We start from the raw sequence: 26,584 nt of genomic DNA, 5'->3' as shown, positions 1-26,584 counted from the left end.
CCCGGCCTCGACCCGGGCCTCGGCCGGCTACGGCGCGGTCAGCGGGCCGTAGGCCTCCGGACGGCGGTCGCGGTAGAACTGCCAGCGGTCGCGGACCGCGCGCAGCTTCGCCATGTCGAGGTCGCGGACGACGAGTTCGGGCTCCTTGTCGCTGGCCACCTCCCCGACGAACTGGGCCTCCGGGTCCACGAAGTACGAGGTCCCGTAGAAGTCGTTGTCGCCGAGCTCCTCGACGCCGACCCGGTTGATCGCGCCGACGAAGTACTCGTTGGCGACGGCCGCCGCCGGCTGCTCCAGCTGCCACAGGTACGCGGACAGACCGCGGGAGGTCGCCGACGGGTTGAAGACGATCTCGGCGCCCTCGAGTCCCAGCGCGCGCCAGCCCTCGGGGAAGTGGCGGTCGTAGCAGATGTAGACGCCGATCTTCCCGACGGCCGTCTCGAAGACCGGCCAGCCGGCGTTCCCGGGGCGGAAGTAGAACTTCTCCCAGAAGCCCTTCACCTGCGGGATGTGGTGCTTGCGGTACTTGCCGAGGTAGGAACCGTCCGCGTCGATCACGGCCGCGGTGTTGTAGAGGACGCCGGGCTGCTCCTCCTCGTACATCGGCAGCACCAGGACGATGCCGTGCTCCCTGGCGAGCGCCTGGAAACGCTGGACGATCGGGCCGTCGGGGATCTGTTCGGCGTACTCGTAGAACTGCGGGTCCTGGACCTGGCAGAAGTAGGGTCCGTAGAACAGCTCCTGGAAACACAGCACCTGCGCACCCTGCGCGGCCGCGTCGCGGACCGCCTGCTCGTGCACCTGGATCATCGATTCCTTGTCGCCGGTCCAGGCCGTCTGGAAGACGGCGGCACGGATCACTCTGCTCATCGGGACCTCCGGTCGCTCGGTGTACGAGGAGCCTAGGAAGCCGACCGGCCCGCTTTGAGTTGCACGGTGTCACGCCTGCACGCGTCCGGCGTGTCACCGTGTCACGTCTTCCCGGACCCATGTTTCACCACCGTTTTCCCAGGTCGTTCCATGTTTCTCAGCTGTTTCACGTGCACCTGCGGTGCGGCGGTCAGCCCTGCTGCGCGTCGTGCGCGAGGAGCGCGATGTGCACCGAGGCGGCCTGCTCGAAGTCGTCGAGGTCCACGCCCAGCCGGCCCTCTATCGCCTCCAGCCGGCGGTACAGCGCCGGCCGGGAGACGTGGTGGAGCTGGGCGGTGCGGGACTTGTTGCGGCCGGTGGCCAGATACGTCCGCAGGACGGCGAGCAGGTCCTCCCCGGCCGCGCACAGCAGGCCGTCCAGCTCCCGCTCGGCGAACGACTGCACATGCGGGTCGTCCCGCAGCAGCCGGATCAGTCCGCGCAGGTGGACGTCCTTGAGGCGGACGACGAGCGGCAGGTCGAGGACGGCGGCCGAGTCGGCCACGGCGTCCGCCACGTGCTGGGCCTCGCGCAGCCCGGCGGGCACCTCGTCCCAGACGGTCCGCGGGTCGGCGGCCGCGACGACCGTGCGGGGCCGGCCCGACTCGGTGCGCAACCGGGTCGCGAAGTGGGCGGCGAGCGCCTCGGCGTCCTGGTCGCGGGCGAGGCTGAGCAGCACCGCCGTCGCCCCGTCCGCGAGTTCCGCGACCAGTCCCGGCAGCCCCAGCAACCGCAGCACGCGCTCGAGACGGTCGAGCGCGACGTCCCGCACGACGAGCGGCACGAAGGTGCGCCGGTTGACCGGGAGGCCCGCCGCCCGGGCCCGGGGCAGCAGATGGCGCGCCGGGACGACGCCGGAGACCAGGTCGGTGAGCAGGCTCTGCGCGGACTGTTCCTCCCAGGTGTGGGCGGAGGCGCCGCCGAGCATGCGGTGCAGCACCAGCGCCTCGGCGGCCCGGTCGGCGAGCAGCCGTCCGCCCGCGGTGTCGCCGCGGTGGCCGCAGAGCATGATCTGCCCCCAGCGTTCGCCGCGGCCGCCGAGTTCGGCGCGGATCCAGCCGTCTCCCTCGGTGCCGCCGGCCTGGCGGGCGATGCGTTCCCAGTCCCGCAGCACGTCGTCGACCGCCGGCCGCTCCCCCGCCGTGGCCAGCACCCGGTGGGCGAGGTTGGTGACGACGACGGGGCAGGCGGCGTGCTGGGCGATCTCGTCGAGCAGCAGTTGCAGCGGGGCTCCCGCGGTGATCAGCGCGGTGAGCGCGGTCCGCACGGCCTCCGAGAGGCTGACGGCGGCGAACTTGCGCCGCACCAGCCGGGACTGCACCTCCTCCGTCAACTCGGCGAAGGGGAAGGGGCGGTGGAGCACGATCATCGGCAGCCCGCACCGTTCGGCGGCCCGCCGCATCGCGTCGGGCGTGGTCGGGAACGCCCGTCCGAGGCCCAGCACCACGGCCGCGGCCTCGGCACGGTGCAGGGAGCGGACGTACTCGGTCTGCGCGCTCTCGTCGCCGGCGAGCAGCACCCCGGTGGTGAGGACCATCTCGCCGCCGGTCAGCATCACGCCGACGTCGGCGGCCTCGGCGACGTGCACCCAGCGCACCGGCCGGTCGAGCCGGTCGGCGCCCGCCACCACTTCGGGCTCGCCGGCCAGGACCCTTTCCAGGGACAGGACCTGACGGACCGACAGGGCGGGCTCCAGCGGCTCCACGGGCCCCCAGGGCTCCAGAGCAATGGTCATGGCGATGTGTTCCCTTGGCTCAGGCCTGCGCTATCGCGTGCTCCTCAGCGCGCTTTCGAGGATCGCGGCGCCCTCTTCGGCCTCCGCCACGGTCAGGGACAGCGGCGGGGCGACGCGCAGGGCGCTGGTGTCGTGGCCGCCGCCCTTGCCGATCAGCAGCCCGTCGGCGCGGGCCGCCTCCAGCACGGCGCACGCCCGGTCCGGGTCGGCCAGGCCGGTGCCCGGCCGGGTCAGCTCCACGCCGATCATGAGGCCGCGCCCGCGCACCTCCCGCACGCCCGGATCCTGGGCGGCGCCGGCCCGCAGCCGCTCGATGAGCAGGCCACCGACCCGCCGGGCGTTGCCCTGGAGGTCGTGTTCCAGCAGGTAGGAGAGGTTGGCGAGAGCGGCTGCCATGGTGATCTGGGTGCCGCCGAAGGTGGAGATGCTGTTGGCGTCCAGGCAGTTCATGATCTCGGCGCGGGCGATGACGCCGCCGACGGACATGCCGTTGCCGATGCCCTTGGCGAAGGTGACGATGTCCGGCGGACCGTTTCGGCCGTGCGCCTGCCAGCCCCAGAAGTGCTCGCCGGTGCGGCCCCAGCCGGTCTGCACCTCGTCGGCGATCCACAGGATGCCGCGTTCGTCCAGCACCTCGCGGAAGGCCGCGTACAGGCCGTCGGGCGGCGAGGTGAACCCGCCGACCCCCTGGATGGGCTCGGCGATCAGGGCGGCGGGCGGGCGGGTGTGGCCGAGCAGGTCCTTGAGGTCGGCGACGCAGGCGTCGATGAACGCGGCGTCGTCGAGGCCGGCGAACGGTCCTCGGCCGCGGACCCCGCCGTGCACGTACACCGTCTGCAACGGTGACAGCGAGGTCGGGGACCAGCCGCGGTTGCCGGTGATGCCGACCGCGCTGAAGGAACGGCCGTGGTAGCTGTTGCGCATCGCCAGCACGGTGTTGCTGCGCCGGTGGGCGGTGGCGAGCAGCAGCGCGGTGTCGTTGGCCTCGGTGCCCGAGGTGGTGAAGAAGACCCGGGCGTCGGGGATGCCGCTGACGTGGGCGATCCGCTCGGCGAGCTCGACCATGGGCCGGTTGAGGTAGAGCGTCGAGGAGTGGACGATCCGCCCGGCCTGCTCGGCGACCGCCTTGGTGACCTCGGGCAGCGCGTGCGCGGTCATGGTGGTGAGGATGCCGCCGAAGAAGTCGAGGTACTTGTTGCCCTCGGAGTCCCAGACGTGCCGGCCCTCGCCGTGGGTGATCTCCAGCGGCTCCTCGTAGTAGAGGGCGAGCCAGTCGGGCAGGACGCTCCGGTGCCGGGCGTGGAGGTCGCTCACGGCTGCACCAGCCCTTCGTAGGCGTCGGGGCGGCGGTCGCGGTAGAAGGCCCACTGCTGTCGGACCTCCTCGACGAGGTCGAAGTCGAGGTCGCGGACCACGAGTTCCTCGTCCTTGTCGCTCGCGACGTCGCCGACGAACTTGCCGCGCGGGTCGACGAAGTACGACGTCCCGTAGAAGTCGTTGTCGCCGTACTCCTCGACGCCGACCCGGTTGATCGCGGCGACGAAGTACTCGTTGGCGACGGCGGCCGCGGGCTGCTCCAGCTGCCACAGGTGGGCGGAGAGGCCGCGGTGGGTGGCGGACGGGTTGTAGACCAGCTGCGCGCCCTTGAGGCCCAGCTGCCGCCAGCCCTCGGGGAAGTGGCGGTCGTAGCAGATGTACACGCCGACCCGGCCGACGGCCGTGTCGAACACCGGCCAGCCGATGTTTCCCGGCCGGAAGTAGTACTTCTCCCAGAAGCCCTTCACCTGGGGGATGTGGTGCTTGCGGTACTTGCCGAGGTAGGAGCCGTCGGCGTCGATCACGGCGGCGGTGTTGTAGTAGAAGCCGGACTGCTCGACCTCGAAGACCGGCACGACGATCACCATGCCCGTCTCGCGGGCGAGGTCCCGCATGCGGCGCACGGTCGGCCCGTCCGGGACCGGCTCCGCCCAGCGGTAGTGCTCAGGCTCCTGGACCTGACAGAAGTAGGGAGCGTTGAACACCTCCTGGAACCCGATGATCTTCGCGCCCCGGCGGGCCGCCTCGCGGGCGTGCTCCTCGTGTTTCGCCACCATGGACTCGGTGTCGCCGGTCCAGGTGGCCTGGACCAGTGCGGCACGTACGACGTTGGCCATGAGCTGCTCCTTCGACGGGACGTCAGAGCCTCTACGCCCGTAGACGAAGGTCGTAGAGGGACGAACGTAAGCCTCCTGGACGGGCTTGCCAAGACCATCGTCGTCAACCCGCGGAGTCGATCGCGTTTCACACCCCTGTGGGTGAGTCGCGGTGCGTCCGGCGCAACGGGTGCGGCGCCGGTCAGGCGGTGAACCCCGCGACACGAAGGGCGTGCACCAGGTCCCAGTGGCGTTCCTCCGAGGCGTCCCGGGCGGCCTCGAGCAGCAGCGGGACGAGGGTCTGCGGGTCCGGGGCGGCGCTGCGGGCGGCCTCCTCGGGGGTGCGGACCCGGACGTAGGCGTCGAGCAGCGCGCGGGCCTCGCGCCGCCGTCCCTCCCGGACCAGGCCGAGGACGCCCTGCCCGATCTCCTCCGCCGGCCTGGCCACGCCCTGCCGCAGGATCTGCTCCCCGTCGGCCGTGCGCCCCACCGCGACCAGCGCGTCGGCCGCGGCGACCAGCCGGTCGGCGGGCAGGGAGGCGGCCTCCCAGAGCAGGGTGGTCCAGTCCGCGGTGAGCCCGGCGCGCTGGAGCTCCGCCGCGAGCAGCGGGATGCGCGCGGCGGGCAGCGCGGCGAGGTCGACGAGCAGGGCGTGCGCCTCCCCGCTGCGCCCTTCGGCGCGCAGGCGCACCAGATGCCGGACCGCCTCGACGGTCTCCCTGCGGGCCGTCGCGTCCAGCGCCTCGCGCCGCGGCTCGGAGGACCGCCCGCCCGGCGTCTCGGCCGCTCCGGCGAAGCGGGCGCCCCGCAGGGTGCGGCGAGCGGGCGCGGGTTCGACGGGCCCGGGGGCGGGGGCGGCGGCGGAGGTGGGCGGTACGGCGAGGGGGGCGACCTCGGTCTCCTCGGCCATGCCGGCGAACCGCGCGCTGCCTCGGCGGCGCTTGCGCTGCTTGGGCACGGCGGCCGGAGCGGCGGCGGGAGCGGAGTCCGGTTCGGGCGCCGGGTCGAAGGCAGGGCCGGGCGCCGGGTCGAAGGCAGGGTCGAAGGCAGGGTCGGATGCCGGGTCGGGCGTGGCTCGCGCCTCGGGCGCTCCGGCAGCGCGCGCGTCGTACGCCGTCCGCGTGTCGTATGCGATCCGTTCGTCGTGAGCGCTGCCCGTGTCGTGCCCGTGGCCCCTGTCGTGCCCGTGGCCCCTGTCGTGCGGGTGCGGTGCGTCGCGCGGGTGCCGTGGGTCGTGCGCGTCGACCGTGGGGCCGGTGCGGCCCGGGGGCGCGCCGGCTTCCGGGAGGCGGTCCGCCTCGGCCATCCGGCGACGGAGCTCGGCGCACCGGGCGGTGGCCCGTTCGTGATCGTCGTGGGCCCAGGCGAGGTCCAGACGGAAGGCGTCGGCCTGCTCCCGGGTGGTCGCCGAGGCGAGCCGACGCCCCAGGTCGGCCTGCCGTTCGGCGGCATAGCGCTGTTCGCGGAGCATGACGTCGAGCCGGTCCCCCAGGGCGTCACGGCCACCGGGACGGGCGTCGTGGGCGGCGAGCGCGGCGGCGTGCAGGGACCGGGCCCGCGGCGTCTCCTGCGCGGCGGCCGCGGCGCCGTAAGCGGCGGCGAGGTCCTGGAGCACCGCCTCCATGACGTCCCAGGGCGGCACCTCATGGCCGTCGAGGCAGGCCCGCATGCCGTCGGGGTCGCGCTGCCAGAAGACCGCGCACCAGCCGGCGCCCTGGTCGAGGCGCGCCAGCAGCGCGTTCAGGTAGCTCGCGAACTCCCGCACCCTGCCCGGGAGTTGTTCCACAGCCATCGTTTGTCTCCCGCCCGACCGGAACACTCCGGCTCGTAGAAAACACCAGCCGTGTTACAGCGCGGCTACGACCAGTTTTCCAAGCGGACGCGGCGGCGACATGGCGCAATCTTGACCCAGGGCCTCCCCGGGGGATCGGGTGGGTCCGCGACGGCCCCGCGGAGCACACGACCCCGCAGATCACACGGCCTCGCGGATCGCACGGTCCCCCGGATCACACGGATCCCACGGCCGCCGGCGAGCACAGCCCGGCCAGCTCGTCCATCGACAGGCCGAGCACGCGGGAGAGCGCGGCGACGGTGAAGAACGCCGGGGTGGGCGCGCGGCCGGTCTCGATCTTGCGGAGGGTCTCGGCGGAGATTCCCGCGCTCGCCGCGATCTCGGCCATGCTCCGGCCGCCACGCGCCTCGCGCAGCAGCCGGCCGAGCCGCTCGCCGCGCTCGTGCTCTTCAGGGGTGAGGGGGGTACGCACCATGCCGCCATTCTAATACCGGTATAGTAATTGGCATGGTGGAACTGAAGACGGACACATCGATCGACGCCATGCACGAGGCGGGCCAGGTGGTCGCCCGCGCCCTGACGACCGTGCGGGAGGCCGCCGGCGTCGGCGTCTCCCTGCTGGAGCTGGACGAGCTGGCCCACGACGTGCTGCGGGCGGCGGGCGCCACGTCGCCGTTCCTCGGCTACCGCCCGGAGTTCGCGCCCACGCCGTTCCCGGCGGTGCTCTGCGCGTCGGTGAACGAGGCGATCGTGCACGGCATCCCCACCCGCTACCGGCTGCGCGACGGCGACCTCGTCTCGCTCGACTTCGGCGCGCAACTGGGCGGCTGGGCGGGCGACTCGGCCGTCAGCTTCATCGTGGGCAGGGCCCGCCCGGCGGACGTCCGGCTGATCGAGACGGCCGAGCGGGCCCTGGCGGCCGGCATCGAGGCGGCGGTCGTCGGCAATCGCGTCGGCGACATCGCGCACGCCATCGGAACGGTGTGCCGGGCGGCGGGCTACGGCATCCCGGACGGCTTCGGGGGCCATGGCATCGGCCGCCACATGCACGAGGATCCGGCGGTCCCCAACGAGGGCCGCCCGGGCCGTGGTCTCCCGCTCCGCCACGGCATGGTCATCGCCATCGAGCCCATGCTGATCGCGGGCGGCACCGACGGCTACCACGCGGCCCCGGACGGCTGGACCCTGCGCACGAACGACGGCTCGCGCGCGGCCCACGCCGAGCACACGGTGGCGATCACGAACAGCGGGCCGAGGGTGCTGACCGAGCGCCGGTAACCGCACCGACGGGGGCAGGGCGGGGCAGGTCCCCGGTTCGGACGCGAGGTCACGACACGGCCGCCCCGCGGCTCGGACACGAGGGCACGAGGCCACGAGGCCACGAGGCCACGAGCCACGAGCCACGAGCCACGAGCCACGAGCCACGAGGCGGAACGACCCGCCCGGCCCCCGGCTCGTGGCTGGGTGCCGTGAGCGCACCGCGCGGGCCCCCGCCGGGCGGCAGCGGCCCCGATCCGGTTCGGTTTTCCTGCGCGTGCCCGCGGTGGGCGACCGTGCGAAGGTGGGGGTAAGCCCCAGCCGAGGGCACCCGGCACCGCATCGCACGTCGATCGAACGGAACGCCATGACCAGCGGCTTCAACGGCCCGGAGGGCTACGGCGACCCCTTCGGCGAGTTCCTGGCCCGCTTCTTCGGCGGGCCTCGCCCCGGCCCCCGCCAGATCAACATCGGCCAGCTCCTCAGCAGGCCCGCGCGCGAGCTCGTCCGCGGCGCCGCCCAGTACGCCGCGGAGCACGGCAGCCGCGACCTGGACACCGAGCACCTGCTGCGGGCGGCCCTTTCCGCAGAGCCCACGCGTTCGCTGCTCAGCCGGGCGGGCGCCGACCCCGACTCCCTGGCGACGGCGATAGACGAGCGGTCGGGACCGGTGCAGTATCCGCCGGGCGAGGCGCCGCCGCCCACCTCGCTGTCCCTGACGCCCGCCGCCAAACGGGCCCTGCTGGACGCGCACGATCTGGCACGCAGCCGCGGCGCGGGCCACATCGGCCCGGAGCACGTGCTCGGCGCCCTCGCCGCCAACCCGGACTCCGCGGCCGGACACATCCTCAACGCGGCCCGCTTCGCCGCCACGGGGCTGCCGTCCGAGGCCACGGACGCGGGCGGTCCGGCCCACGCCTCCGACGGGCAGCGGTCCACCGCCACGCCCACCCTGGACAAGTACGGCCGCGACCTGACCGAGCTGGCCCGCCAGGGGCGCATCGACCCGGTGATCGGCCGGGACGACGAGATCGAACAGACCATCGAGGTCCTCTCCCGGCGCGGCAAGAACAACCCGGTGCTGATCGGCGACGCCGGCGTCGGCAAGACCGCCGTCGTGGAGGGGCTCGCCCAGCGGATCGCCGAGGGGGACGTGCCGGACGTGCTCGTCTCCCGGCGCGTGGTCGCCCTCGACCTGACCGGCGTGGTCGCGGGCACCCGCTACCGCGGCGACTTCGAGGAACGGCTGAACACCGTCGTCGACGAGATCCGCGCGCACTCCGACCGGCTGATCGTGTTCATCGACGAGCTGCACACCGTCGTCGGCGCGGGCGGGGGCGGCGACAGCGGGGCGATGGACGCCGCGAACATCCTCAAGCCGCCGCTGGCCCGCGGCGAGCTGCACATCGTCGGCGCGACGACGCTGGAGGAGTTCCGGCGCATCGAGAAGGACGCGGCGCTCGCCCGCCGCTTCCAGCCGATCCTCGTCCCGGAGCCGTCCGTCGCGGACGCGCTGGAGATCCTGCGCGGGCTGCGCGACCGCTACGAGGCCCACCACCAGGTCCGTTACGCCGACGAGGCGCTGGTGGCGGCCGTGGAGCTGTCCGACCGCCACCTCACCGACCGTCGGCTCCCCGACAAGGCCATCGACCTCCTCGACCAGGCCGGCGCCCGGGTGCGGCTCGGCTCCCGCGCCAAGGGCACCGACGTGCGGGCGTTGGAGCGCGAGATCGAGGACCTCGCCCGCGACAAGGACCGGGCGGTCGCGGACGAACAGTACGAGGAGGCCACCCGCCTGCGGGACCGCATCGTCGAGCTGAAGCAGCGCGTCGCGGACACCGGCGGCGAGGACGCCTCCGACGACGGCCGGCATCTCGAGGTCACCGCGGAGGCCGTCGCCGAGGTCGTGTCCCGGCAGACCGGCATCCCCGTCGCCCGGCTCACCCAGGAGGAGAAGGACCGGCTGCTCACCCTCGAGGAGCATCTGCACGAACGGGTGGTCGGCCAGGAGGAGGCCGTACGGGTCGTCTCCGACGCGGTGCTGCGCTCCCGGGCCGGCCTCGCGAGCCCCGCCCGGCCGATCGGCAGCTTCCTGTTCCTCGGTCCGACCGGCGTCGGCAAGACGGAGCTGGCCCGGGCGCTCGCCGAGGCGCTGTTCGGCAGCGAGGAGCGGATGGTCCGGCTCGACATGAGCGAGTACCAGGAACGGCACACCGTCAGCCGGCTGGTGGGCGCCCCGCCCGGCTACGTCGGCCACGAGGAGGCCGGGCAGCTCACGGAGGTCGTGCGCCGGCACCCGTACTCGCTGCTGCTGCTCGACGAGGTGGAGAAGGCCCACCCGGACGTCTTCAACGTCCTGTTGCAGGTCCTCGACGACGGCCGCCTCACCGACTCCCAGGGCCGCAGGGTCGACTTCACCCACACCGTGATCGTGATGACCAGCAACCTGGGTTCGGAGGAGATCACCCGACGCGGCGCCGGCATCGGCTTCGGGCCGGGCGGCGGCGAGGCCGGCGACGAGGCGCGGCGGGAGCGGGTGCTGCGGCCGCTGCGCGAGCACTTCCGGCCGGAGTTCCTGAACCGGATCGACGAGGTGGTCGTCTTCCGTCGGCTCACCGACGGGCAACTGCGGCAGATCACCGACCTGCTGCTGGAGGGCACCCGCCGGCTGGCGCAGGCGCAGGGCGTCACGGTCGAGTTCGCCGACGGGGCCGTCGACTGGCTCGCCGAGCGCGGCTACCAGCCCGAGTACGGCGCCCGCCCGCTGCGCCGCACCATCCAGCGCGAGGTCGACAACCAGCTCTCGCGGCTGCTGCTCGACGGCCGGGTGGGGCAGGGCGACCGGGTGCGGGTGGAGGTCGAGGACGGACGGCTCGCGTTCCGCACCCCGCCGCCCGTCCCGGTCGCCGAGTTGTGACCCCTACCGTGCCGGGTGCACGACCTGCGCCGATCCGCCGCCGCGCCGTACGGTCTCGGCGGCGGCCAGCCACCTGCCGTCGGGCAGCCGCTGCACGGCCGTCGCCGCGCCGATCTCGGGGTTGCGCTTGAAGGAGTGGCCGATGGCCTCGAGCCGGGCCCGCAGGCCGCCCGGGGAGGTGTCGTCGTAGAGGGCGGGCTCCAGTTCCGTCTGGGCGGCGTTGCGCTGGCTGGCGCGCGGCGCGGCGATCGCGTCGACGAGCGGCAGCCGGCGGTCGAGGAACTCGGTCAGGGTCTGCAGCACGGTGGTGATGATGGTGGCGCCGCCGGGCGATCCCAGTGCCACGACCGGCCTGTCGTGCTTGTCCAGCACGATCGTCGGCGAGATCGACGAGCGCGGCCGCTTGCCGGGGCCGGGCAGGTTCGGGTCGTGCACGGCCGGGTCGGCCGGGGCGAAGGAGAAGTCGGTCAGCTCGTTGTTGAGGAGGAAGCCGCGGCCGGGGACGGTGATGCCGCTGCCGCCGGTCTGCTCGATGGTGAGCGTGTAGGAGACGACGTTGCCCCACTTGTCGGCGACGGTGAGGTGCGTGGTGTTCTCGCCCTCGTACGTCGTCGGGGCCGCCGTGCCGCCGGTGGCGCAGGCGGCCGGCCTGCGCGGGTCGCCGGGCGCGAGGGGGCTGGTGAGGACGGCGTCGTCCTTGATGAGGCAGGCGCGCGAGTCGGCGTACCGCTGCGACAGCAGCTGCCTTGTCGGGACGTCCTCGAAGGCGGGGTCGCCGACCCAGCGCCCGCGGTCCGCGAACGCGATCCTGCTGGCCTCGATGAAGTGGTGCAGGTACTGCGTCTCGCTCGCCTTCGACAGGTTCGTCCGCTCGAGGATGTTGAGGGCCTCGCCCACGGTCGTGCCGCCCGAGGAGGAGGGCGCGATGGAGTAGACGCCGAGGCCGCGGTACGACGTCCGGGTGGGCGCCTGGAGCTTGGCCCGGTAGGCGGCGAGGTCCTTGACGGTCAGGTCGCCGGGCCGCGCGTTCCAGCCCGAGGCCGGGTCCACGGGCGGATGGTTCACCGTGCTGACGATGTCCTTGCCGAGGTCGCCGCGGTAGATCGCGTCGACGCCCTTCTTCCCCAACTCCTGGTAGGTGCGGGCGAGATCGGGGTTCTTGAAGGTGGAGCCGACGACCGGCAGCCGGCCGCCGGGCAGGAACAGCTCGGCGGTGTCCGGGAAGTAGCGGAAGCGTGTCTCGTTGGCCGCGGTCTGGGAGCGGAAGGTGTCGTCGACGGTGAAGCCGTCGCGGGCCAGCCGCTCGGCGGGCTTGAGGACCGTGCCGAGCCGTTCGCTGCCCCAGCGGGACAGGGCGGTCGCCCAGGTGGCGGGTGTGCCCGGCGTGCCGACGCCGAGGCCGCTGCTGACGGCGTCGGCGAAGGCGAGCGGCTTGCCGTTCTCCAGGAAGAGGCCGGAGTCCGCGGTCAGCGGCGCCCTCTCGCGGCCGTCGATGGTGTGCACACTGCGGGACTTGGCGTCGTAGTAGACGAAGTAGCCGCCTCCGCCGACACCGGCCGAGTAGGGCTCGGTGACACCGAGGGCGGCGGCGGTGGCGACGGCCGCGTCGACGGCGTTGCCGCCCCCCCGCAGCACCTCGATGCCGGCCGCCGAGGCGTCCGCGTCGACGCTGGCGACGGCTCCGCCGTAGCCGACGGCGACCGGGACCTTGGCAACAGGGGCTCTCTGTGGGGCGGGTGGCGCGGCGGCCCCCACCGTGACCACGGCGGCCGAGACCGCCAGGACCGACAGCTTCCGCGCGACAGGGCGACGCATCCGTACCTCCAGTGCGGGACCGTCCGCGCAGCGTAACCACATTCGCCGGGCCTCGACAGGCACCTTCCGGGCACTGTCATACGACTGCCACACCTCGAACACGGGTACGCCTCAGGCGTGCTCGCCCGCTACCATGCGCGCCCATGAACGACGACGTGCGCAACATCGCCCTGGGCGTCATCGCGGCGGGCATCAGCGCCGCGCTCGGCTGGGTCACCCGGACCTACCTGTGGCGCCGCAGACTCCGGCGCAAGCAGGCGTTCTTCGGGCTGCCCGAGAACTCCGAGTGCCTGCTCGTCGTCAACCGCGACGCGGGCAGCGCCGACCTCGCGGTGCACCGGCACGACGTGTTCGCCCTCCTGGAGCTCGCCGCGCTGATCAAGGACTGCGGCGCGGGCGCCGAGGTGGTCACCCAGGACGCGGCCCGGCAGGGTTTCGGGGAGCGAACGGAGTTCTGCGTCGGCGGGCCGGGCTCGAACAGGCGTATGGCGGCGCACATCCAGGCCCTGCTGCCGGGGGTGCGGGTCAACACCGACCGGGAACCGGGCCCGGACCGGCTGGCGTTCCAGATCGGCGCGGAGCACTACCGGATGGAGTCGGGGGTCACCGAGTTCGTCCTGCTGGCGCGGCTCACCGCGGGGCGGCGGCGAGGGGCCCGGCCGGTGTTCCTGTTCTGCGGCCAACGGGCCATCAACAACCAGGCCGCCACCCGCTATCTCGTCCGCCGTCACGAGCGGCTGGCCCGCAAGTACGGGGACGGCTCCTTCGTGCTGCTGCTGAAGGTCGTCAACTCCCATGCGTACGGGCCCGACGTGGTCGAGCTGGTGGACGACGTGACGCGGCAGGCGCAGGCTCCCCTGCCGGAGGCGACAATCGTTACTGGCACGTAACTTACCGGCGGGTTACCTCCGGTAGGAGATGCGGTTACCGTCGGGTCACTTTGCAATGCGGCAAGTTGAGGAGTGAACCGTGGGACAGCATCGCAGGGCCCTGCGCACGACCGCCGTGGGCGCCGTCTCCGTTTCGCTGGTGGCCGGCACGGTGCTCGCCCTGGCCCCCTCGGCGCAGGCCGCCGCGGCCGCCGTCCGCTATGTCGACATCGCCGGGGACGGCGGAACCGTCCTCAAGGCGAACGTCGTCACCCCCGCCGTCGCGGACGGCACCCGCCGGTACCCGCTGATCGTGCTCCCCACGAGCTGGGGCTTCCCGCAGGTCGAGTACCTGGCCCAGGCACGGCGACTCGCCGACTCCGGTTACGTCGTGCTCAGTTACAACGTGCGGGGCTTCTGGCAGTCCGGCGGGGAGATCGACGTGGCGGGCCCGCGCGACGTCGCCGACGCCTCCGAGGTCATCGACTGGGCGCTCGCCAACACCCCGGCCGACGCCGCGCACATCGGCATGGCGGGCGTCTCCTACGGCGCCGGGATCAGCGTCCTGGCGGCAGCCCACGACCCGCGCGTCCGAGCCGTCGCCTCGCTGAGCGGCTGGGGCGACCTGATCGACTCGATCTACTCGGGGCGCACCCAGCACCTCCAGGCCGCCGCCGTGCTGGACACCGTGGGCACGGTCACCGGCCGGCAGAGCGCCGAGTCGCGGGAGGTCTTCTCCGCCTTCTACTCCGGCGACCTGTCGAAGGAGAAGGACCTCGTCGCCTGGGGGAAGAAACGTTCCCCCTCGACCTACGCCGACCAGCTCAACCGCAACGGCGCCGCGGTGATGCTGGCCGGCTCCTGGGGCGACACCATCTTCCCGCCCAACCAGTCCGCCGCCCTCTACGAGAAGCTGTCCGGCCCCAAGCGGATGGAGTTCCGGCCCGGCGACCACGCCACCGCCGAGCTCCCCGGCCTGTTCGGACTGCCCAACGACGTGTGGACCGACACCCGGCGCTGGTTCGACCACTACCTGCGGGGCGTGGACAACGGCGTCGACCGGGAACAGCCCGTGCGGCTCACGTCCCGTACGGGGGGCGGCTACGAGGGCTACCCGGACTGGAAGTCGGTGAACGCGACGCGCAGGAAGCTGGCGCTGGCCGGCTCGACCACGATCCACACCAACGTGGACTCCGGCGCGGACGGCGGCATCGTCTTCCTCTCCAGCATCCTCGACCAGGTCGCTCGGCTGCCCCCGGTCGCCTCGATACCCCTGCTCCCCCGCCGCTGGGCCGCCGTGTGGCAGTCGGAGAAGTACGCCACGGCGCAGCGGGTGCGCGGTACGGCCCTGCTGCACACCACGGTGACCCCGACCGCGGAGAGCGGCACCCTCGTCGCCTACCTGTACGACGTGGGGCCGCTCGGCCTCGCCAAGCTGGTCGGCAACGCGCCCTACACCTTCCACGCGCGCACACCCGGCAAGCCGTTCGGCCTCGATCTGGAGCTGGGCTCCACGGCCTACGACGTCCCGGCAGGACACCGGCTCGCCCTGGTCGTCGACACCGTCGACCCGCTCTACAAGGAGCACAACCCGTCCGGCGCACGGCTGACCTTCTCCTCGCCGGCGGACGACCCGTCGTACGTGTCGGTCCCGCTGCGCGAGCAGTGATCTCCGGCCGCTGCCGGGGTGGGTGTGCTCGGTGGCCGCCCTCGGCCGGACTCAGTGCTTGAGGATCTTGGAGAGGAAGTCCTTGGCGCGGTCGCTGCTCGGGGCGGTGAAGAACTCCTCCGGAGTGCGGTCCTCCACGATGCGGCCGTCCGCCATGAACACCACACGGTTGGCGGCCGAGCGCGCGAAACCCATCTCGTGGGTGACGACGACCATGGTCATCCCCTCCTGCGCCAGTTGCCGCATCACCTCGAGGACCTCGTTGATCATCTCGGGGTCGAGGGCGGAGGTGGGCTCGTCGAACAGGAGCGCCTTGGGGTCCATGGCCAGGGCGCGGGCGATGGCCACGCGCTGCTGCTGGCCGCCGGAGAGCTGCGCCGGGAACTTGTCGGCCTGGTCGGCGAGGCCCACGCGGTCGAGCAGTTCGCGCGAGCGCCGGTCGGCGTCGTCCTTCTTGCGGCGGCGGACCTTCACCTGCCCCAGCGAGATGTTCTGCAGGACCGTCTTGTGGGCGAAGAGGTTGAACGACTGGAAGACCATGCCGACCTCGGAACGCAGGCGGGCCAGCCCCTTGCCCTCCTCGGGCAGCGGCTGACCGTCGAGCATGATCGAGCCCGACTGGATGGGCTCCAGCCGGTTGATCGCGCGGCACAGTGTCGACTTCCCCGACCCCGAAGGGCCGATCACCACGACCACCTCCCCCCTGCCGACCGTGAGGTTGACGTCCTGCAGGACATGCAGCTCCCCGAAGTACTTGTTGACGTCACGCAGCTCGATCAACGGATCGACGGCCATGCGCAGCCCTACTCACTCTCAGCTGTGTCGTGGTCGCCGCAAACTATCCACAGAAGGGCGAGGGGAAGAAGCGACACGCACCTTCCGGGCATTAGCCGTATTTACATCGCCCGCTGCCCGTACGCGGCTCGCCGGCGCGGTCAGTTCTCGGCCACCTCGGCGTACAGCTGGGACAGCTCGGGCGTCCCGCTCACGGCCCACTCACGGCCGGCCGCGACCACGTCGACCTCCCGGCCCGACGACAGCCGGACGACCACCTCCCCGCCGGGCCGGATCGCCCAGGCGGCGCCGGGCACGGAGCGCACGACGACCGTCCCCAGGTAGAGCCCCGCGTCATGGCCGAACCAGGGCAGGTTCTCCTCGTCGTCGCGCCAGCGGGGCGGCAGCTGGTCGAGCGCCTCCAGCGAGCCCGCCGTGTCGTCCAGTCCGATCCCCTGCCGGGCCGCGTGCGAGCGCAACAGCTCGCACTCGGCGAGGAGTTCGGCGATCCCCTCGGGGTCCTCGGCCAGCACCGCCGCACGGTACTTCTTGCTCCTGTTGCCCAGGAAAGGGATGTTCATAGACCCAGCGTGACATTCGCACCGGCGTGCACACCACAGGGCGCGCTGGCCCGCGCGCCCCGGCGACCGGACAGGCCCTACACCTCCAGGTCGACCACGACGGGCGCGTGGTCCGAGGCGCCCTTGCCCTTGCGCTCCTCGCGGTCCACGTAGGAGTCCTTGACCGCCTTGGCGAACGGCTCGTTGCCGTACACCAGGTCGATGCGCATGCCGCGGTTCTTGGGGAAGGCGAGCTGACGGTAGTCCCAGTAGGTGTAGGGGTGCTCGTACTTCAGGGGGCGCGGGACGACGTCCGACAGCCCGGCCTCGCGCAGGGACGCGAGGGCCGCCCGCTCGGCCGGGGTGACATGCGTGAGGCCCTCGAAGGCGGCCAGGTCGTACACGTCGTCGTCGGTCGGCGCCACGTTGTAGTCGCCCAGCACCGCGAAGGGCCGGCTGCCCGCCGCGTCCCCGGCGACGGCCGCCTTGAGGGCCTCGAACCACTGGAGCTTGTAGGCGTAGTGCGGGTGGTCGACCTCGCGGCCGTTCGGCACGTACACCGACCACACGCGGACCGGACCGCAGGTCGCCGAGACCGCGCGCGGCTCCGGCGCGCCGTCGTAGCCGGGATCGCCGGGCAGGCCCTTCACGACGTCCGCCAGGCCGACGCGGGAGACGACCGCCACGCCGTTCCACCGGCCGGTGGCGTGGACCGCCGCCTCGTAGCCCAGTTCGCGCAGCTGCTCGATCGGGAACTGCTCCTCGGCGACCTTGGCCTCCTGGAGGCACAGCACGTCGGTGCCGCTGCTCTCCAGCCACGCCAGGAGCCTCGGCAGGCGGGCGGTGATCGAGTTCACGTTCCAGGTCGCGATACGCATGTCCCACAACCTACCGGGCGCCACCGACACTCACAGTGCCGCGCTCTCCCCCGGCGCCAGCCGCAGGTGCTCCGCGCCTCCGAGGGCGCCGATCTGCCGGTCGTAGATCGGCCGGGCGAGGTCGGTCAGCAGGGCGTCGTGGACGTCGTAGGCGCGCTGCGGGCGCACCTCGCGGACGTAGTCGATGACCTCGGAGATCTTGCTCCAGGGAGCCATCACGGGAAGCATCAGCGTCTGCACGGGATGGTCGGGGACGGTGAGGGCGTCGCCGGGGTGGAAGACCCGGCCGCCGTCGATCAGATAGCCGACGTTGGTGATGCGCGGGATGTCCGGGTGGATGACGGCGTGCAGCTCGCCGTGCACCTGGACGTCGAAGCCGGCCGCGGTGAACGTGTCGCCGTGGCCGACGGTGTGGACGCGGCCCGGGAAGGCCGCGGAGATCTTCTCGGCCACCGACCTCAGGGTCCAGATCCCGGCCGCCGGGTCGGCCTCCAGCGCGGCGCGCAGCCGTCCCTCGTCGAAGTGGTCGGGGTGCTCGTGGGTGACGAGGATCGCGTCCGCGCCGAGTGCGGCGTCCGTCTCGCTGAACCCGCCCGGGTCGACGACGAGCGTGCGCCCGTCCTTCTCCAGGCGCACGCACGCGTGCGACTTCTTCGTGAGCTTCAGTGCCGTCATGCGTCCCATCCTGCCCCCGCGCGGGCCGCCGGGCTCACTCGGTGGGGGTGGTCTCCTCACGGACGATCTGCTGCGCCACCCTGAACGCGCCGTTCGCCGCCGGCAGACCGCAGTAGACGGCCGCCTGGAGCAGCACCTCCCTGATCTCGTCCGGGGTGAGGCCGTTGCGCAGCGCGGCCCGGGTGTGCACGGCGAGCTCCTCGAGGTGACCGCCGGCGACCAGCGCGGTGAGCGTGACGCAGGAGCGGGTGCGGCGGTCGAGGCCCGGACGGTCCCAGACCTCGCCCCAGGCGTAGCGGGTGACGAACTCCTGGAAGTCCCCCGCGAAGTCGTCGGCCTGCGACAGCGTGCGGTCCACGTGGGCGTCGCCGAGGACCTCCCGGCGCACCTTCAGTCCGGCGTCGTACGGGTCGGGGCGGCCCATGACCTGCGGCGGCTGGAGAACCGGGGCGGGCGCGATCTCCGCGACGGCCACCGGCTGAAGGAACTGCTGGGGCTGCGGCGGCACGGTCGGCATCGCCCTGACCGGGATGCCCGGGACGGCCGTCTGCCCGGTGACCGAGTCGTAGGCGGGCTGCCACGCGGTGGAGAAATGGCGGACCAGCAGGTCGGTGACGGCGGCCGGCTGCTCCACCGGGACCAGGTGCGAGGCGCCCGGTACGACCGCGAGGCGGGCGTCCGGGATGCCGGCGACCAGTGTGCGGGCCTCGGCGGGTCCGGTGACCTGGTCGTCCGAGCCGGCGAGGACCAGCGTGGGGACGCCGACGAGACCGATCTCGGCGCGCACGTCGAACGCGGCGAGCGCCTCGCAGGCAGCTATGTAGCAACCGGGGTCGGTGGTGCGCACCATCTGCACGGCCCACTCGGTGATCGCCGGCTGCGCGGCCGCGAACCCACTGGTGAACCAGCGGTCGGGCGAGGTGCGGGCGATGGGGTCGAGGCCGTTGGTGCGCACGATCACGCCACGCTGGCGGAACTCGTCGGCCGTGCCGAACCGGGGCGACGCGGCGATCAGCGCGAGCGAGGCGACGCGCTCGGGGTGACGCAGGGCCAGCTCCACGCCCACCGCGCCGCCGAAGGCGCAGCCCGCGTAGCCGAAGCGCTGCACCCCCAGCCTGTCCAGCGTGACGAGCAGCCGTTCGGCGAGGTCCGAGACCGAGCCTGCCGGGTGGGCGGGTGCGCCGCCGTGACCCGGCAGATCGAAGCGGAACACCCGCCACTGCTGGGCCAGCTCGGGAACCTGACGGTCCCACATGTGCCATGTGGTACCCAGTGAGGGACCGAGGATCAGGACGGGAGCGTCTTCTGGCCCGTCAAAGCGGTATTGCAGGGTGTTCGGTGGTGTCTCGCTCACCCGTCCGAGCCTCTCATCTGTCACAAGATGTCACATCGCCGGGGTGAACCTAGCGGGCCTCGTCCCACTCTCGCCAAGTCACTCGGTTGGTAGTCCTCATGGGTCACGCCTTCTCCTCTCCTCCTCCGCAACCCCATGCAGGCCATCCCATGTGGTGGCGGCTCCGCGAAGATCCTCTACATCCGGCTTGACGTACCACCGCTTGGTTGTCTTTACGTTCGTATGCCCAGCCCATCGCGCGAGGATGTGGTCCGGGACACCGTTGTTGGCCAGGAAGGTAAAGCACGACGCGCGTGCATCGTAGAGCCTGACGCGACGGAGTCCGAGAAGCTCCATAAGCCGGTACGCGCGCCGACGAAGTTGCTTGATCGTGAAGGCATCCCCCGCTTCGTGCACCAACACATAGCCGGACACCACATACGCTTCCCCCAGAGCGAGCCTCTCTTCCACTTGGAGAGCCCTGAACGCCTTGAGAGCGGCTAGCACCAGAGCCGGCAGCGGCAGAACCCGCTCGCCCGCAAGAGACTTGGTGTCCTTCTCCACTACGTACCGATTGCCCATCATCGTGCGCGTGTTGGCAATGGCAATCGTGGCGTTTCCCAAGTCAACGTCCTCCCATCGAAGGCCGCAGACTTCAGCCGGACGGAGCCCCATCAGCGAAAGAAGAAGCGCAGCGTATAGACGCTCCCCCCTAATACCCTGGATGAACTTCTGAACCTCCTGGACATTCCAGGGCTGCACCTCCTCTTTACTTTTCCGCTCCTCTTTGCGCGCCCTACGGGGTATGGTCACGTGTGCAGCGACATTCACCTGCACCAACCGCCGGGTAACGGCCCTCCCTAGAGCTTCCTTCAGTCGGGCAAGGCTCATATCCACACTTGTGACTCCGAGTGGCGTCCCAGCCCTTTTGCCACGCACACGGCCATGCGTCAGCGCCCAGTCTCTCCACTCTTCCACATGCTCTTCGGTAAGATCCTGGAGGCGGATGTTGCCAAGTCTCCCCCGAACTCGGTCCAGGGTAATCCTATAGCTGTAGATGGTGGTTTCTTCGAGGTCATCGGCTTTCAGAGCCAACCACCGGTCGAGCCATTCGTTCACGGTGATCTTGTTGGGCGGCACGAACGAGCCCTCGTTCCGCCGGTTAGTTATGTTCGCGTACTCAGCCTTCGCTTCCTTCAATGAATCGAAGGTGCGCCTCAACTGCTTTCGCTTCCCGGTCTCGGGGTCGATCCCTACATCGACAACGAACCGATATCTCACCTTCCCCTTCGAGTTCGGCTGAAGCCTCTTGATCGGATCGGACAGAATACTCACTCTCCTTGACCTTAGGGGACGAAATGGCCGCGTTGCCCGCTGCGGCTCCACCGCCAAGCACAGCCGTGCGAACACCGTCAATGCTCTGCACGATCCCCGGTTTCGGTAACCGGGGATCATCTGCTATGTATCGCCCTGCGCGACGAGGGCCCGTCCCTCGCTGCCCCGATTCGGCTTCGGTCGAGCGGCCAGTCGCTAGGTCCCGACGAGTTACTGCTGCGAGGTGCACCGCGATGCGCGGGCAACGCAATGTCAGCGCTGTAGCAGATCCTCACCGAACAGCCCACTGGTGCAGACACTGACCACCGTGGACAGGGCTCTGCAGTTCCCCGTCCCCCGGGCGATCCACGCATTCATAGCTCCGAGCGCTAAGAGGACGGGGGCTGTGAAGCGGGCAGATCGGGCTGCGGGATTTGGCAGGTAGACCTTGGACCTCCTTGGGGTTGCGCTCAGTCATGGCACCGAGTAGCGGGCTGTGGACTGGGGAGGGCCGACCATCTGACGGCTCGACCCGGAGGCCCACATACCTTCACTGACCTGGGGTTTTCCAGGTCGTTGTACGTTGACATGATCCCGGTGGAGGTTCCAGTCCGTTGGGGCTGTTTCCCGTCTGCCGTGAGCTGAAGGTCTCCGGCAGGCACTCACTCGCTACTCGGGGCCTCGCTGCACATGTATGGACGCCTCAGTCGCGCCGCAGAAACGGGAAGCGGCAGTGCGCGAGCTGGTCTGGGTACAGAGGAAAGACGCTGCGCGAGGCGCACCGGGTGCTGCCCGCACTGCCGAGCCCTCGCACCGTCCTGCTGACCTTGCGGCGCCCCTCGACGTTCCGGCCGCGCCTGGCACGGCCGATAGAATGGCCAGGCCCGGCCGCCCCGGTGAGGGGCCCGTGTCCGGCGAGAGGACCCCGCAGCGAGCTAGCACCGTTCCGCCCGTGCGGCGGTGTTCTCGGCTGGCTCCTGGGGTACCGCAGTCGCCAAGATCCTGGCAGACGCCGGCACCGACGTCATCGTGCACGCGCGACGGGACGAGATCGCCGACGCGGTCAACACGGTTCACCGCAACCCTGGTTACTTCCCGGACGTCGAGCTGCCAGCCTCCCTGGCGGGCACGACCGACCCCTCCGCCGCGCTTCACGGCGCGGACTACCTCGTGCTGTCCATCCCCGCGCAGTCCCTGCGGACCAACCTCGCTCTGTGGACGCCGCACATTGGGCCCGACACCGTGATCGTGTCTCTGATGAAGGGCATCGAACTGTGCAGCGGGCAGCGGGCGAGCCAGGTCATCACCGAGGTGACCGGCGTCAGTGCGGACCGGGTCCCGGTGCTGTCGGGCCCGAACCTCGCCCGCGAGATCATGGACGGCGAGCCCGCCGCCGCCACCGTCGCCTGCCCCGACGAGGCGGCCGCCCGCCGCTTTCAGCAGGCGTGCCGCACCTCGTACTTCCGGCCCTACACCAGCACCGACATCATCGGCTGCGAGCTGGGTGGCGCGGTGAAGAACGTCATCGCCCTGGCGGTCGGCATCGCCTCGGGCATGGGCCTGGGCGACAACGCCTCGGCGATGCTCATCACTCGCGGGCTGGCGGAGACCACCCGGCTGGCTGTGGCCATGGGCGCTCAGCCAGCCACCCTCGCGGGGCTTGCCGGCCTCGGCGACCTCGTGGCCACCTGCTCCTCCCCGCTCTCCCGCAACCGCTCCTTCGGCACCCATCTCGGCCACGGCCTGAGCGTCGAACAGGCGACGGCCGCCACCCGGCAGACCACCGATGGCGTCAAATCCGCCGAGGCGATCCTCGCCCTGGCTCATATCCACGGCGTCGACATGCCGATCACCCAAGTGATCTCCGCCCTGCTGCACGAGAGGGCCACCCTCGACGAAGCCGCCGCCGCGCTCATGCAGCGGTCCCCCAAGCCCGAGCACTGACCCCCGCGCTGCTCGTCCCGGAGACGATGCCGTATGACATCGCGGCCGGGGATCGAAGCGAAAGACGTCCCGGGACGTCCGGCCGATCACCGCCCAGCCCCCACGCCCTACGTCATAGTCTGCCCAGCATGGATCTCACCATTTGGGCCCGTGACCTGGCCGGGTCCCTCCTCGCCGAGCCCCTGCCTCGGCGCTGGGCACACTCCCAGGGGGTTGCCGCAAGGGCGCAGTCCCTGGCGGGAATCCTAGGCGACGATGCGGAACTACTGTGGGCCGCGGCGATGCTGCACGACATCGGTTACACGCCGTCGCTCGCCATGACAGGGTTCCACCCGCTGGACGGCGCCCGCTACCTGCGCGACCGTTCGGCCGCGGACGAGCGCCTGGTACGGCTGGTCGCCAATCATTCGTACGCGCTGTTGGAGGCGGAAGAGCGCGGGCTGCGCGAAGAGCTGGAGTCCGAGTTCCCGATCCTCGACCACGCCGAGCTGGTGGATGCTCTCGTGTACTGCGATATGACCACCACCCCGGACGGCACCCCCACCACCGTGGATGCCCGGCTGGCGGAGATCCTCACTCGGTATGACCGCGACAGCATCGTCGGCCGATTCATCCGCCGAGCCGATGAGGATCTGCGAGCTGCTGTACACAGAGTTGAAGCCCGGCTGATCTTGGCAGAGCGGTAACGGAGGGCACGGCGCTCAGTCAACGTGAGGGAACGTGCCGTCCAGGTAGTGGGCGATCTGCTTCCGCATGGAGTGGTGGATGTCGTAGGAGTCCAGTTCGCCGGACAGGATCCAGCGGACGCCATCGGCCTCGTCGTTGATGGTGGGCTCGCCTCCGACCGGCCGGCCGATCACGGTGACCTCGTATGCCTGTCGGATCTCCCCGTCCGTGTAGGCCACCACATGCTCAGGGACCGAATACACGCCGAGGAGCCCGGTGGGTTCGGCGTCGATTCCGGTCTCTTCCTTGCATTCCCGGACTGCGCACTGCGACGGGGATTCCCCTATGTCCATGGCTCCCCCGGGCAGAGCCCACTGCCCTGTGTCGCGGCGCCGCTGCAGGAGGATCACCCCGTCCGACTCCCGGACTACCAGCATGTTGCACGCCGGGATCAACGTGTTCGGCTTGGGTGCGTTCTCGTCGTACCAGTACTCCGTACGTCCCATCGCGGGCCGCGCTCCTCACATGGACTCGGGTGACCAGGGCTTTGCAGTCTCCCAGACCGCATCGAAGCTGCCGGCGTAGTGGTCGAACCAGCCGTCTTCCTCCAGGCGCCGCAGCTCGAACAGGGGGTTTGCACTGGCGGGCTGCCCCCAGACGTGCGGATTGACCAGGAGCACGTCATCGAAGCGGAAGAGGCTGTTGTAGAGGGTCGTGTCGTGGAGGCGCACCTCACACCCGGGCGTGCCGATCAGCTTGCGGTAGTAGGTGAGGGACGCCCTGATCTTTGCTGAGAGGGTGCCGCCGATGCCTTCTTCCTCGTCCCTGACGGTGACCGCCTTGCCCGATGGGTCACCGAAACAGAGGCGGACCTGAACCCCGGCGTCGGAGCGCTCGGCAAGCATCGCCGCAACGCGCGGGTTGGTCTGCGCGAAGAACGTGCCGCTGAACACCAGTACGTCGATATGTTCCTGAGCGGTCTTCAGGAGGCGGACCCAGGACTTCTGCGGGAAGCTCGCGCGGTTCGGAAAGGCAGCGACCAGTTCGGTCTGCTCGGTCGGCTGCCCCTGCGCCTCGTCCTCCTCGGGCGGCCACAGGTACGACACGTCCACACCGAGATGCTTCGCAACCGCCCATTGGTGCCGACGGAGCGGCTGCCGGCCGATGCTGATCCAGCGCTCCACCGTCTTGACATCAACTTGGCACGAGGCCGCGAGCTCCTCTGGGGTGATCTGCCGCTGAAGCATCACCGTACGCAACCGCTCGTTCACCATCGCATCCTCGCAGGACGCCCTGTGACGCGGCAAGATCTTGCGGGACGCCAGGACGTCCCACAAGGCCACTTTGAACAGGTAGTTCACGCTGCCTACCCTGGTCACGTGCAGCGAATTGTGTTGTGGGACGTGGACCACACCCTTGTGGAAAACTCCGGTGTGAGCAAGGAGATCTACGCCAGCGCCTTCAAGGCACTAGCTGGGCGGGAGGCCGAGTTGCCTGCTCCAACGGAGGGGCGTACGGACCGGGCGATCATGCGCGAGATGTTCATCCGGCACGGTTTGCCGGATCCTCACTGGGAGCGGGCGCAGCAGGCCCTGGAGGAAGCCGGCCGATGCCGCGAGGAAGATCTGCGACGGCGGGGTCATGTCCTGCCCGGTGTCCAGGACGCGTTGAAGGCACTCGCGGCGGACCCAGCTATCTGTTCCTCAGTCCTCACCGGCAACATTTCGGCCAATGCCCACGTCAAGCTGCGTGCGTTCGGGCTTGATGGCCTGCTCGACATGGCTGTCGGCGGGTACGGCGAGGACAGCGACGATCGAGCGCGTCTCGTCGACGCCGCCCGTGCCCGTATCCATGCCGCCCACGGCATCCCTCTCGTCGCGCCGACCGTCCTGATCGGGGACACGCCCCGCGATGTGCGCGCCGCGCATGACGCCCAGGCACACTGCATCGCCGTCGCCTCCGGGATCCACTCGGTGGCAGAACTCCGCGCCGCCGGGGCCGACGCCGTCGTCCCTGATTTGACCGACACGGAGGGCTTGTTGACCCTCCTGCGGGAAGTCCTGACCTGAGTGGACAACAGAGCTCCGGGACCAGAGACCGGTGACCGGTTCAGGGGCGCAACGCGTAGCAGCGCATGGTGTCCAGATCTTCGCTGTGGACCGAGGACCAGGACGCTGTCAGCAATTCGGCGTGCTGCGGGCTGATCCCGATGGTTTTCCGTTCGTCCGGGAGGCGTTCAGCGAGCGGGGTGACGACCCAGAACGTCCCGCCGGGTGGGAGAAGGTATCGGACGAGGGAGAGGAAGGCCGCCTTGTCCTTGATGAAGGCGAACACCAAGCGGCAGGTGACGGCGGCGTAGCCCGCCTCCGGCAACGCCCGGATCTCCTCGGTCTCGACGTCCAGCCGCTGAAAATGCGGACCGTCGGACGTGTCCTGCTCGGCCTGGGCGCGATCTCCAGCGCGGCCGAGGAACAGTCGATCGCTGTGGTGCGGTATCCCAGGTCACCATGCAGATACCGGGCAAGGACACCGTCGCCGCAGCCAACGTCGAGCGCGGGCCGACCGTGGCCGGCGCCGAGGAACTGGCCGGTCAGCTGCTGCTCTTCGAGGCTGAGACGGCGGTAGCGGCGCCCTGATGTCCACAGCGGATCCCAGTACGTGGCCGGGTTGTTGATCGTCACGGATTCGCGGGCTCCTCGGCAACAGTCAGGGAAGCGGGGGCGACCGTGCCCAGGTCCCGCACGGGTGAGTTCCAGAGCACAAGGAACGGGATGACCAGGGCCGCGGTGCTGAGCGTGAGGGTGAGGTGGAGCCCTAGCCACGTGCCGAGGCCGCCAGCGGCGAGGGCGGCGAAGGGTCGCAGGCTGAAGGCGAGCCACGCTCCGGTTGCCTGGGCCCGCCCTTGGAGTTCGTCGGGGGCGAGTTCCTGGCGGACCGCCCTCTGGAGGCCGCCGTGGCACACCGCAGCGCCGGTTTGGATGACCATGCCGATACCGATGGCGATCTGCCCGCCAAGTCCGGGTCCGACGAGAACCAGAGGGATTTGGGCGAGTGGGTTGAGGGAGAGCGCTCCGAGCATCACCGGGCCTGGGCCCCAGCGCCGTTCCAGGGGCTGCCAGACGAGGGCACCGAGGATGCCGCCGGCACCGCCGGCGCCCATGACGATGCCGAGGGCTGTCGGGCTCCAGTGCAGCTCACGCACGTGGTTTGTTTCCGCAGAGACCGTGTCCCCCGCAGTTCGTGTTGCTTTCCAGCAGAGCCGACCTTCTGGTGTGTCGCGCTACGACGGGCCATCGTGTCCCTTTCCCCATTTCCCCTTATGGCGTACATCACATCTCGCCGAAC

The 26,584-nt window shown here is 71.0% G+C and carries 25 protein-coding genes; 8 read left to right on the top strand and 17 right to left on the bottom strand.

Annotated features, from left to right (window positions below):
• Positions 1-27 precede the first annotated feature (27 nt).
• The 6 genes from QF032_RS32635 to QF032_RS32610 all read right to left on the bottom strand — a co-directional run bounded on the left by QF032_RS32635 (position 28) and on the right by QF032_RS32610 (position 7,043).
• Positions 28-870 (bottom strand): nitrilase-related carbon-nitrogen hydrolase, encoded by an 843-nt coding sequence (locus tag QF032_RS32635; protein ID WP_306947697.1) that lies wholly within the window; start codon positions 868-870, stop codon positions 28-30.
• A gap of 190 nt (positions 871-1,060) precedes the next feature.
• A complete protein-coding gene (locus QF032_RS32630) occupies positions 1,061-2,644 on the bottom strand; it encodes a PucR family transcriptional regulator (protein ID WP_307058833.1) in 1,584 nt (527 codons plus the stop codon).
• A 30-nt stretch (positions 2,645-2,674) separates the two neighbouring features.
• Entirely contained in the window at positions 2,675-3,958 is a 1,284-nt protein-coding gene (locus QF032_RS32625; protein ID WP_307058832.1) for an aspartate aminotransferase family protein, read from the bottom strand.
• Positions 3,955-4,797 carry a nitrilase-related carbon-nitrogen hydrolase gene (locus tag QF032_RS32620; RefSeq protein ID WP_307047412.1) on the bottom strand — a complete coding sequence of 281 codons (843 nt, stop codon included), beginning with the start codon at positions 4,795-4,797 and terminating at the stop codon, positions 3,955-3,957. Before QF032_RS32620 ends, QF032_RS32625 begins: the two co-directional genes overlap by 4 nt.
• A gap of 181 nt (positions 4,798-4,978) precedes the next feature.
• Positions 4,979-6,568, bottom strand: coding sequence for a hypothetical protein (locus QF032_RS32615; protein ID WP_307058830.1), 1,590 nt, complete (start codon positions 6,566-6,568; stop codon positions 4,979-4,981).
• A 214-nt stretch (positions 6,569-6,782) separates the two neighbouring features.
• Positions 6,783-7,043 (bottom strand): helix-turn-helix domain-containing protein, encoded by a 261-nt coding sequence (locus QF032_RS32610; RefSeq protein ID WP_306947702.1) that lies wholly within the window; start codon positions 7,041-7,043, stop codon positions 6,783-6,785.
• A 32-nt stretch (positions 7,044-7,075) separates the two neighbouring features.
• Between QF032_RS32610 and map the strand changes: the two genes are divergently transcribed.
• Both map and QF032_RS32600 read left to right on the top strand, forming a co-directional pair.
• On the top strand, positions 7,076-7,846 hold the full coding sequence (map, locus tag QF032_RS32605; RefSeq protein ID WP_306947703.1) for a type I methionyl aminopeptidase: 771 nt from the start codon (positions 7,076-7,078) through the stop codon (positions 7,844-7,846).
• Between the two features lie 346 nt (positions 7,847-8,192).
• Positions 8,193-10,742 carry an ATP-dependent Clp protease ATP-binding subunit gene (locus QF032_RS32600; protein WP_307047409.1) on the top strand — a complete coding sequence of 850 codons (2,550 nt, stop codon included), beginning with the start codon at positions 8,193-8,195 and terminating at the stop codon, positions 10,740-10,742.
• Positions 10,743-10,745: 3 nt separating this feature from the next.
• Here QF032_RS32600 and ggt read toward each other — a convergent pair whose 3' ends face one another.
• A complete protein-coding gene (gene ggt / locus QF032_RS32595) occupies positions 10,746-12,557 on the bottom strand; it encodes a gamma-glutamyltransferase (RefSeq protein WP_307047407.1) in 1,812 nt (603 codons plus the stop codon).
• 143 nt (positions 12,558-12,700) lie between these two features.
• On the opposite strand from ggt, the gene QF032_RS32590 reads away from it, so the two are divergent.
• On the top strand, positions 12,701-13,447 hold the full coding sequence (locus tag QF032_RS32590; protein ID WP_307047404.1) for a hypothetical protein: 747 nt from the start codon (positions 12,701-12,703) through the stop codon (positions 13,445-13,447).
• A 79-nt stretch (positions 13,448-13,526) separates the two neighbouring features.
• On the top strand, positions 13,527-15,095 hold the full coding sequence (locus QF032_RS32585; RefSeq protein WP_307058829.1) for an alpha/beta fold hydrolase: 1,569 nt from the start codon (positions 13,527-13,529) through the stop codon (positions 15,093-15,095).
• 51 nt (positions 15,096-15,146) lie between these two features.
• Here QF032_RS32585 and QF032_RS32580 read toward each other — a convergent pair whose 3' ends face one another.
• The 6 genes from QF032_RS32580 to QF032_RS32555 form a co-directional block, all read right to left on the bottom strand.
• Positions 15,147-15,890: an amino acid ABC transporter ATP-binding protein gene (locus QF032_RS32580; RefSeq protein ID WP_306947708.1), complete on the bottom strand. Its 744-nt coding sequence runs from the start codon at positions 15,888-15,890 to the stop codon at positions 15,147-15,149.
• 140 nt (positions 15,891-16,030) lie between these two features.
• Positions 16,031-16,450 (bottom strand): DUF6278 family protein, encoded by a 420-nt coding sequence (locus QF032_RS32575; RefSeq protein WP_306947709.1) that lies wholly within the window; start codon positions 16,448-16,450, stop codon positions 16,031-16,033.
• A gap of 77 nt (positions 16,451-16,527) precedes the next feature.
• Entirely contained in the window at positions 16,528-17,307 is a 780-nt protein-coding gene (locus QF032_RS32570) for an exodeoxyribonuclease III (protein WP_307047401.1), read from the bottom strand.
• 30 nt (positions 17,308-17,337) lie between these two features.
• Positions 17,338-17,973, bottom strand: coding sequence for an MBL fold metallo-hydrolase (locus QF032_RS32565; RefSeq protein WP_306955863.1), 636 nt, complete (start codon positions 17,971-17,973; stop codon positions 17,338-17,340).
• A 43-nt stretch (positions 17,974-18,016) separates the two neighbouring features.
• Positions 18,017-19,336 (bottom strand): bifunctional 3-oxoadipate enol-lactonase/4-carboxymuconolactone decarboxylase PcaDC, encoded by a 1,320-nt coding sequence (gene pcaDC / locus QF032_RS32560; protein ID WP_307058828.1) that lies wholly within the window; start codon positions 19,334-19,336, stop codon positions 18,017-18,019.
• 96 nt (positions 19,337-19,432) lie between these two features.
• Positions 19,433-20,650, bottom strand: coding sequence for a tyrosine-type recombinase/integrase (locus QF032_RS32555; RefSeq protein WP_307058826.1), 1,218 nt, complete (start codon positions 20,648-20,650; stop codon positions 19,433-19,435).
• 939 nt (positions 20,651-21,589) lie between these two features.
• On the opposite strand from QF032_RS32555, the gene QF032_RS32550 reads away from it, so the two are divergent.
• A complete protein-coding gene (locus QF032_RS32550) occupies positions 21,590-22,573 on the top strand; it encodes an NAD(P)H-dependent glycerol-3-phosphate dehydrogenase (RefSeq protein ID WP_307058824.1) in 984 nt (327 codons plus the stop codon).
• 128 nt (positions 22,574-22,701) lie between these two features.
• Positions 22,702-23,259 carry an HD domain-containing protein gene (locus tag QF032_RS32545; RefSeq protein ID WP_306947714.1) on the top strand — a complete coding sequence of 186 codons (558 nt, stop codon included), beginning with the start codon at positions 22,702-22,704 and terminating at the stop codon, positions 23,257-23,259.
• 15 nt (positions 23,260-23,274) lie between these two features.
• Here the strand turns inward: QF032_RS32545 and QF032_RS32540 are convergent, their stop codons facing one another.
• Both QF032_RS32540 and QF032_RS32535 read right to left on the bottom strand, forming a co-directional pair.
• Positions 23,275-23,745 (bottom strand): NUDIX hydrolase, encoded by a 471-nt coding sequence (locus QF032_RS32540; RefSeq protein WP_307058823.1) that lies wholly within the window; start codon positions 23,743-23,745, stop codon positions 23,275-23,277.
• A 15-nt stretch (positions 23,746-23,760) separates the two neighbouring features.
• A complete protein-coding gene (locus QF032_RS32535; RefSeq protein WP_307060466.1) occupies positions 23,761-24,510 on the bottom strand; it encodes an XRE family transcriptional regulator in 750 nt (249 codons plus the stop codon).
• 108 nt (positions 24,511-24,618) lie between these two features.
• On the opposite strand from QF032_RS32535, the gene QF032_RS32530 reads away from it, so the two are divergent.
• Positions 24,619-25,308 carry an HAD family hydrolase gene (locus QF032_RS32530; RefSeq protein ID WP_307058821.1) on the top strand — a complete coding sequence of 230 codons (690 nt, stop codon included), beginning with the start codon at positions 24,619-24,621 and terminating at the stop codon, positions 25,306-25,308.
• A gap of 40 nt (positions 25,309-25,348) precedes the next feature.
• Here QF032_RS32530 and QF032_RS32525 read toward each other — a convergent pair whose 3' ends face one another.
• A complete protein-coding gene (locus QF032_RS32525; RefSeq protein ID WP_307060582.1) occupies positions 25,349-25,612 on the bottom strand; it encodes a hypothetical protein in 264 nt (87 codons plus the stop codon).
• A gap of 134 nt (positions 25,613-25,746) precedes the next feature.
• Between QF032_RS32525 and QF032_RS32520 the strand changes: the two genes are divergently transcribed.
• On the top strand, positions 25,747-25,875 hold the full coding sequence (locus tag QF032_RS32520) for a hypothetical protein (protein WP_307060580.1): 129 nt from the start codon (positions 25,747-25,749) through the stop codon (positions 25,873-25,875).
• 41 nt (positions 25,876-25,916) lie between these two features.
• Here QF032_RS32520 and QF032_RS32515 read toward each other — a convergent pair whose 3' ends face one another.
• The gene (locus QF032_RS32515; RefSeq protein WP_307058819.1) at positions 25,917-26,441 is read right to left on the bottom strand and encodes a hypothetical protein; all 525 of its coding nucleotides are present in this window, start codon (positions 26,439-26,441) and stop codon (positions 25,917-25,919) included.
• Positions 26,442-26,584 lie beyond the last annotated feature (143 nt).

The sequence above is a fragment of the Streptomyces achromogenes genome, from assembly GCF_030816715.1.
In the GTDB taxonomy this organism is placed as follows: domain Bacteria; phylum Actinomycetota; class Actinomycetes; order Streptomycetales; family Streptomycetaceae; genus Streptomyces; species Streptomyces achromogenes_A.
This window is presented reverse-complemented; position numbering and strand designations above follow the sequence as displayed.

Coding starts and splice junctions, on each gene's coding strand:
- QF032_RS32540 (WP_307058823.1), bottom strand. CDS start 23,745: ATGGGACGTACGGAGTACTGGTACGACGAGAACGCACCCAAGCCGAAC.
- QF032_RS32545 (WP_306947714.1), top strand. CDS start 22,702: ATGGATCTCACCATTTGGGCCCGTGACCTGGCCGGGTCCCTCCTCGCC.
- QF032_RS32610 (WP_306947702.1), bottom strand. CDS start 7,043: ATGGTGCGTACCCCCCTCACCCCTGAAGAGCACGAGCGCGGCGAGCGG.
- QF032_RS32615 (WP_307058830.1), bottom strand. CDS start 6,568: ATGGCTGTGGAACAACTCCCGGGCAGGGTGCGGGAGTTCGCGAGCTAC.
- QF032_RS32590 (WP_307047404.1), top strand. CDS start 12,701: ATGAACGACGACGTGCGCAACATCGCCCTGGGCGTCATCGCGGCGGGC.
- QF032_RS32520 (WP_307060580.1), top strand. CDS start 25,747: ATGCAGATACCGGGCAAGGACACCGTCGCCGCAGCCAACGTCGAGCGC.
- QF032_RS32575 (WP_306947709.1), bottom strand. CDS start 16,450: ATGAACATCCCTTTCCTGGGCAACAGGAGCAAGAAGTACCGTGCGGCG.
- QF032_RS32635 (WP_306947697.1), bottom strand. CDS start 870: ATGAGCAGAGTGATCCGTGCCGCCGTCTTCCAGACGGCCTGGACCGGC.
- QF032_RS32570 (WP_307047401.1), bottom strand. CDS start 17,307: ATGCGTATCGCGACCTGGAACGTGAACTCGATCACCGCCCGCCTGCCG.
- ggt (WP_307047407.1), bottom strand. CDS start 12,557: ATGCGTCGCCCTGTCGCGCGGAAGCTGTCGGTCCTGGCGGTCTCGGCC.
- QF032_RS32580 (WP_306947708.1), bottom strand. CDS start 15,890: ATGGCCGTCGATCCGTTGATCGAGCTGCGTGACGTCAACAAGTACTTC.
- QF032_RS32630 (WP_307058833.1), bottom strand. CDS start 2,644: ATGACCATTGCTCTGGAGCCCTGGGGGCCCGTGGAGCCGCTGGAGCCC.
- map (WP_306947703.1), top strand. CDS start 7,076: ATGGTGGAACTGAAGACGGACACATCGATCGACGCCATGCACGAGGCG.
- QF032_RS32620 (WP_307047412.1), bottom strand. CDS start 4,797: ATGGCCAACGTCGTACGTGCCGCACTGGTCCAGGCCACCTGGACCGGC.
- QF032_RS32600 (WP_307047409.1), top strand. CDS start 8,193: ATGACCAGCGGCTTCAACGGCCCGGAGGGCTACGGCGACCCCTTCGGC.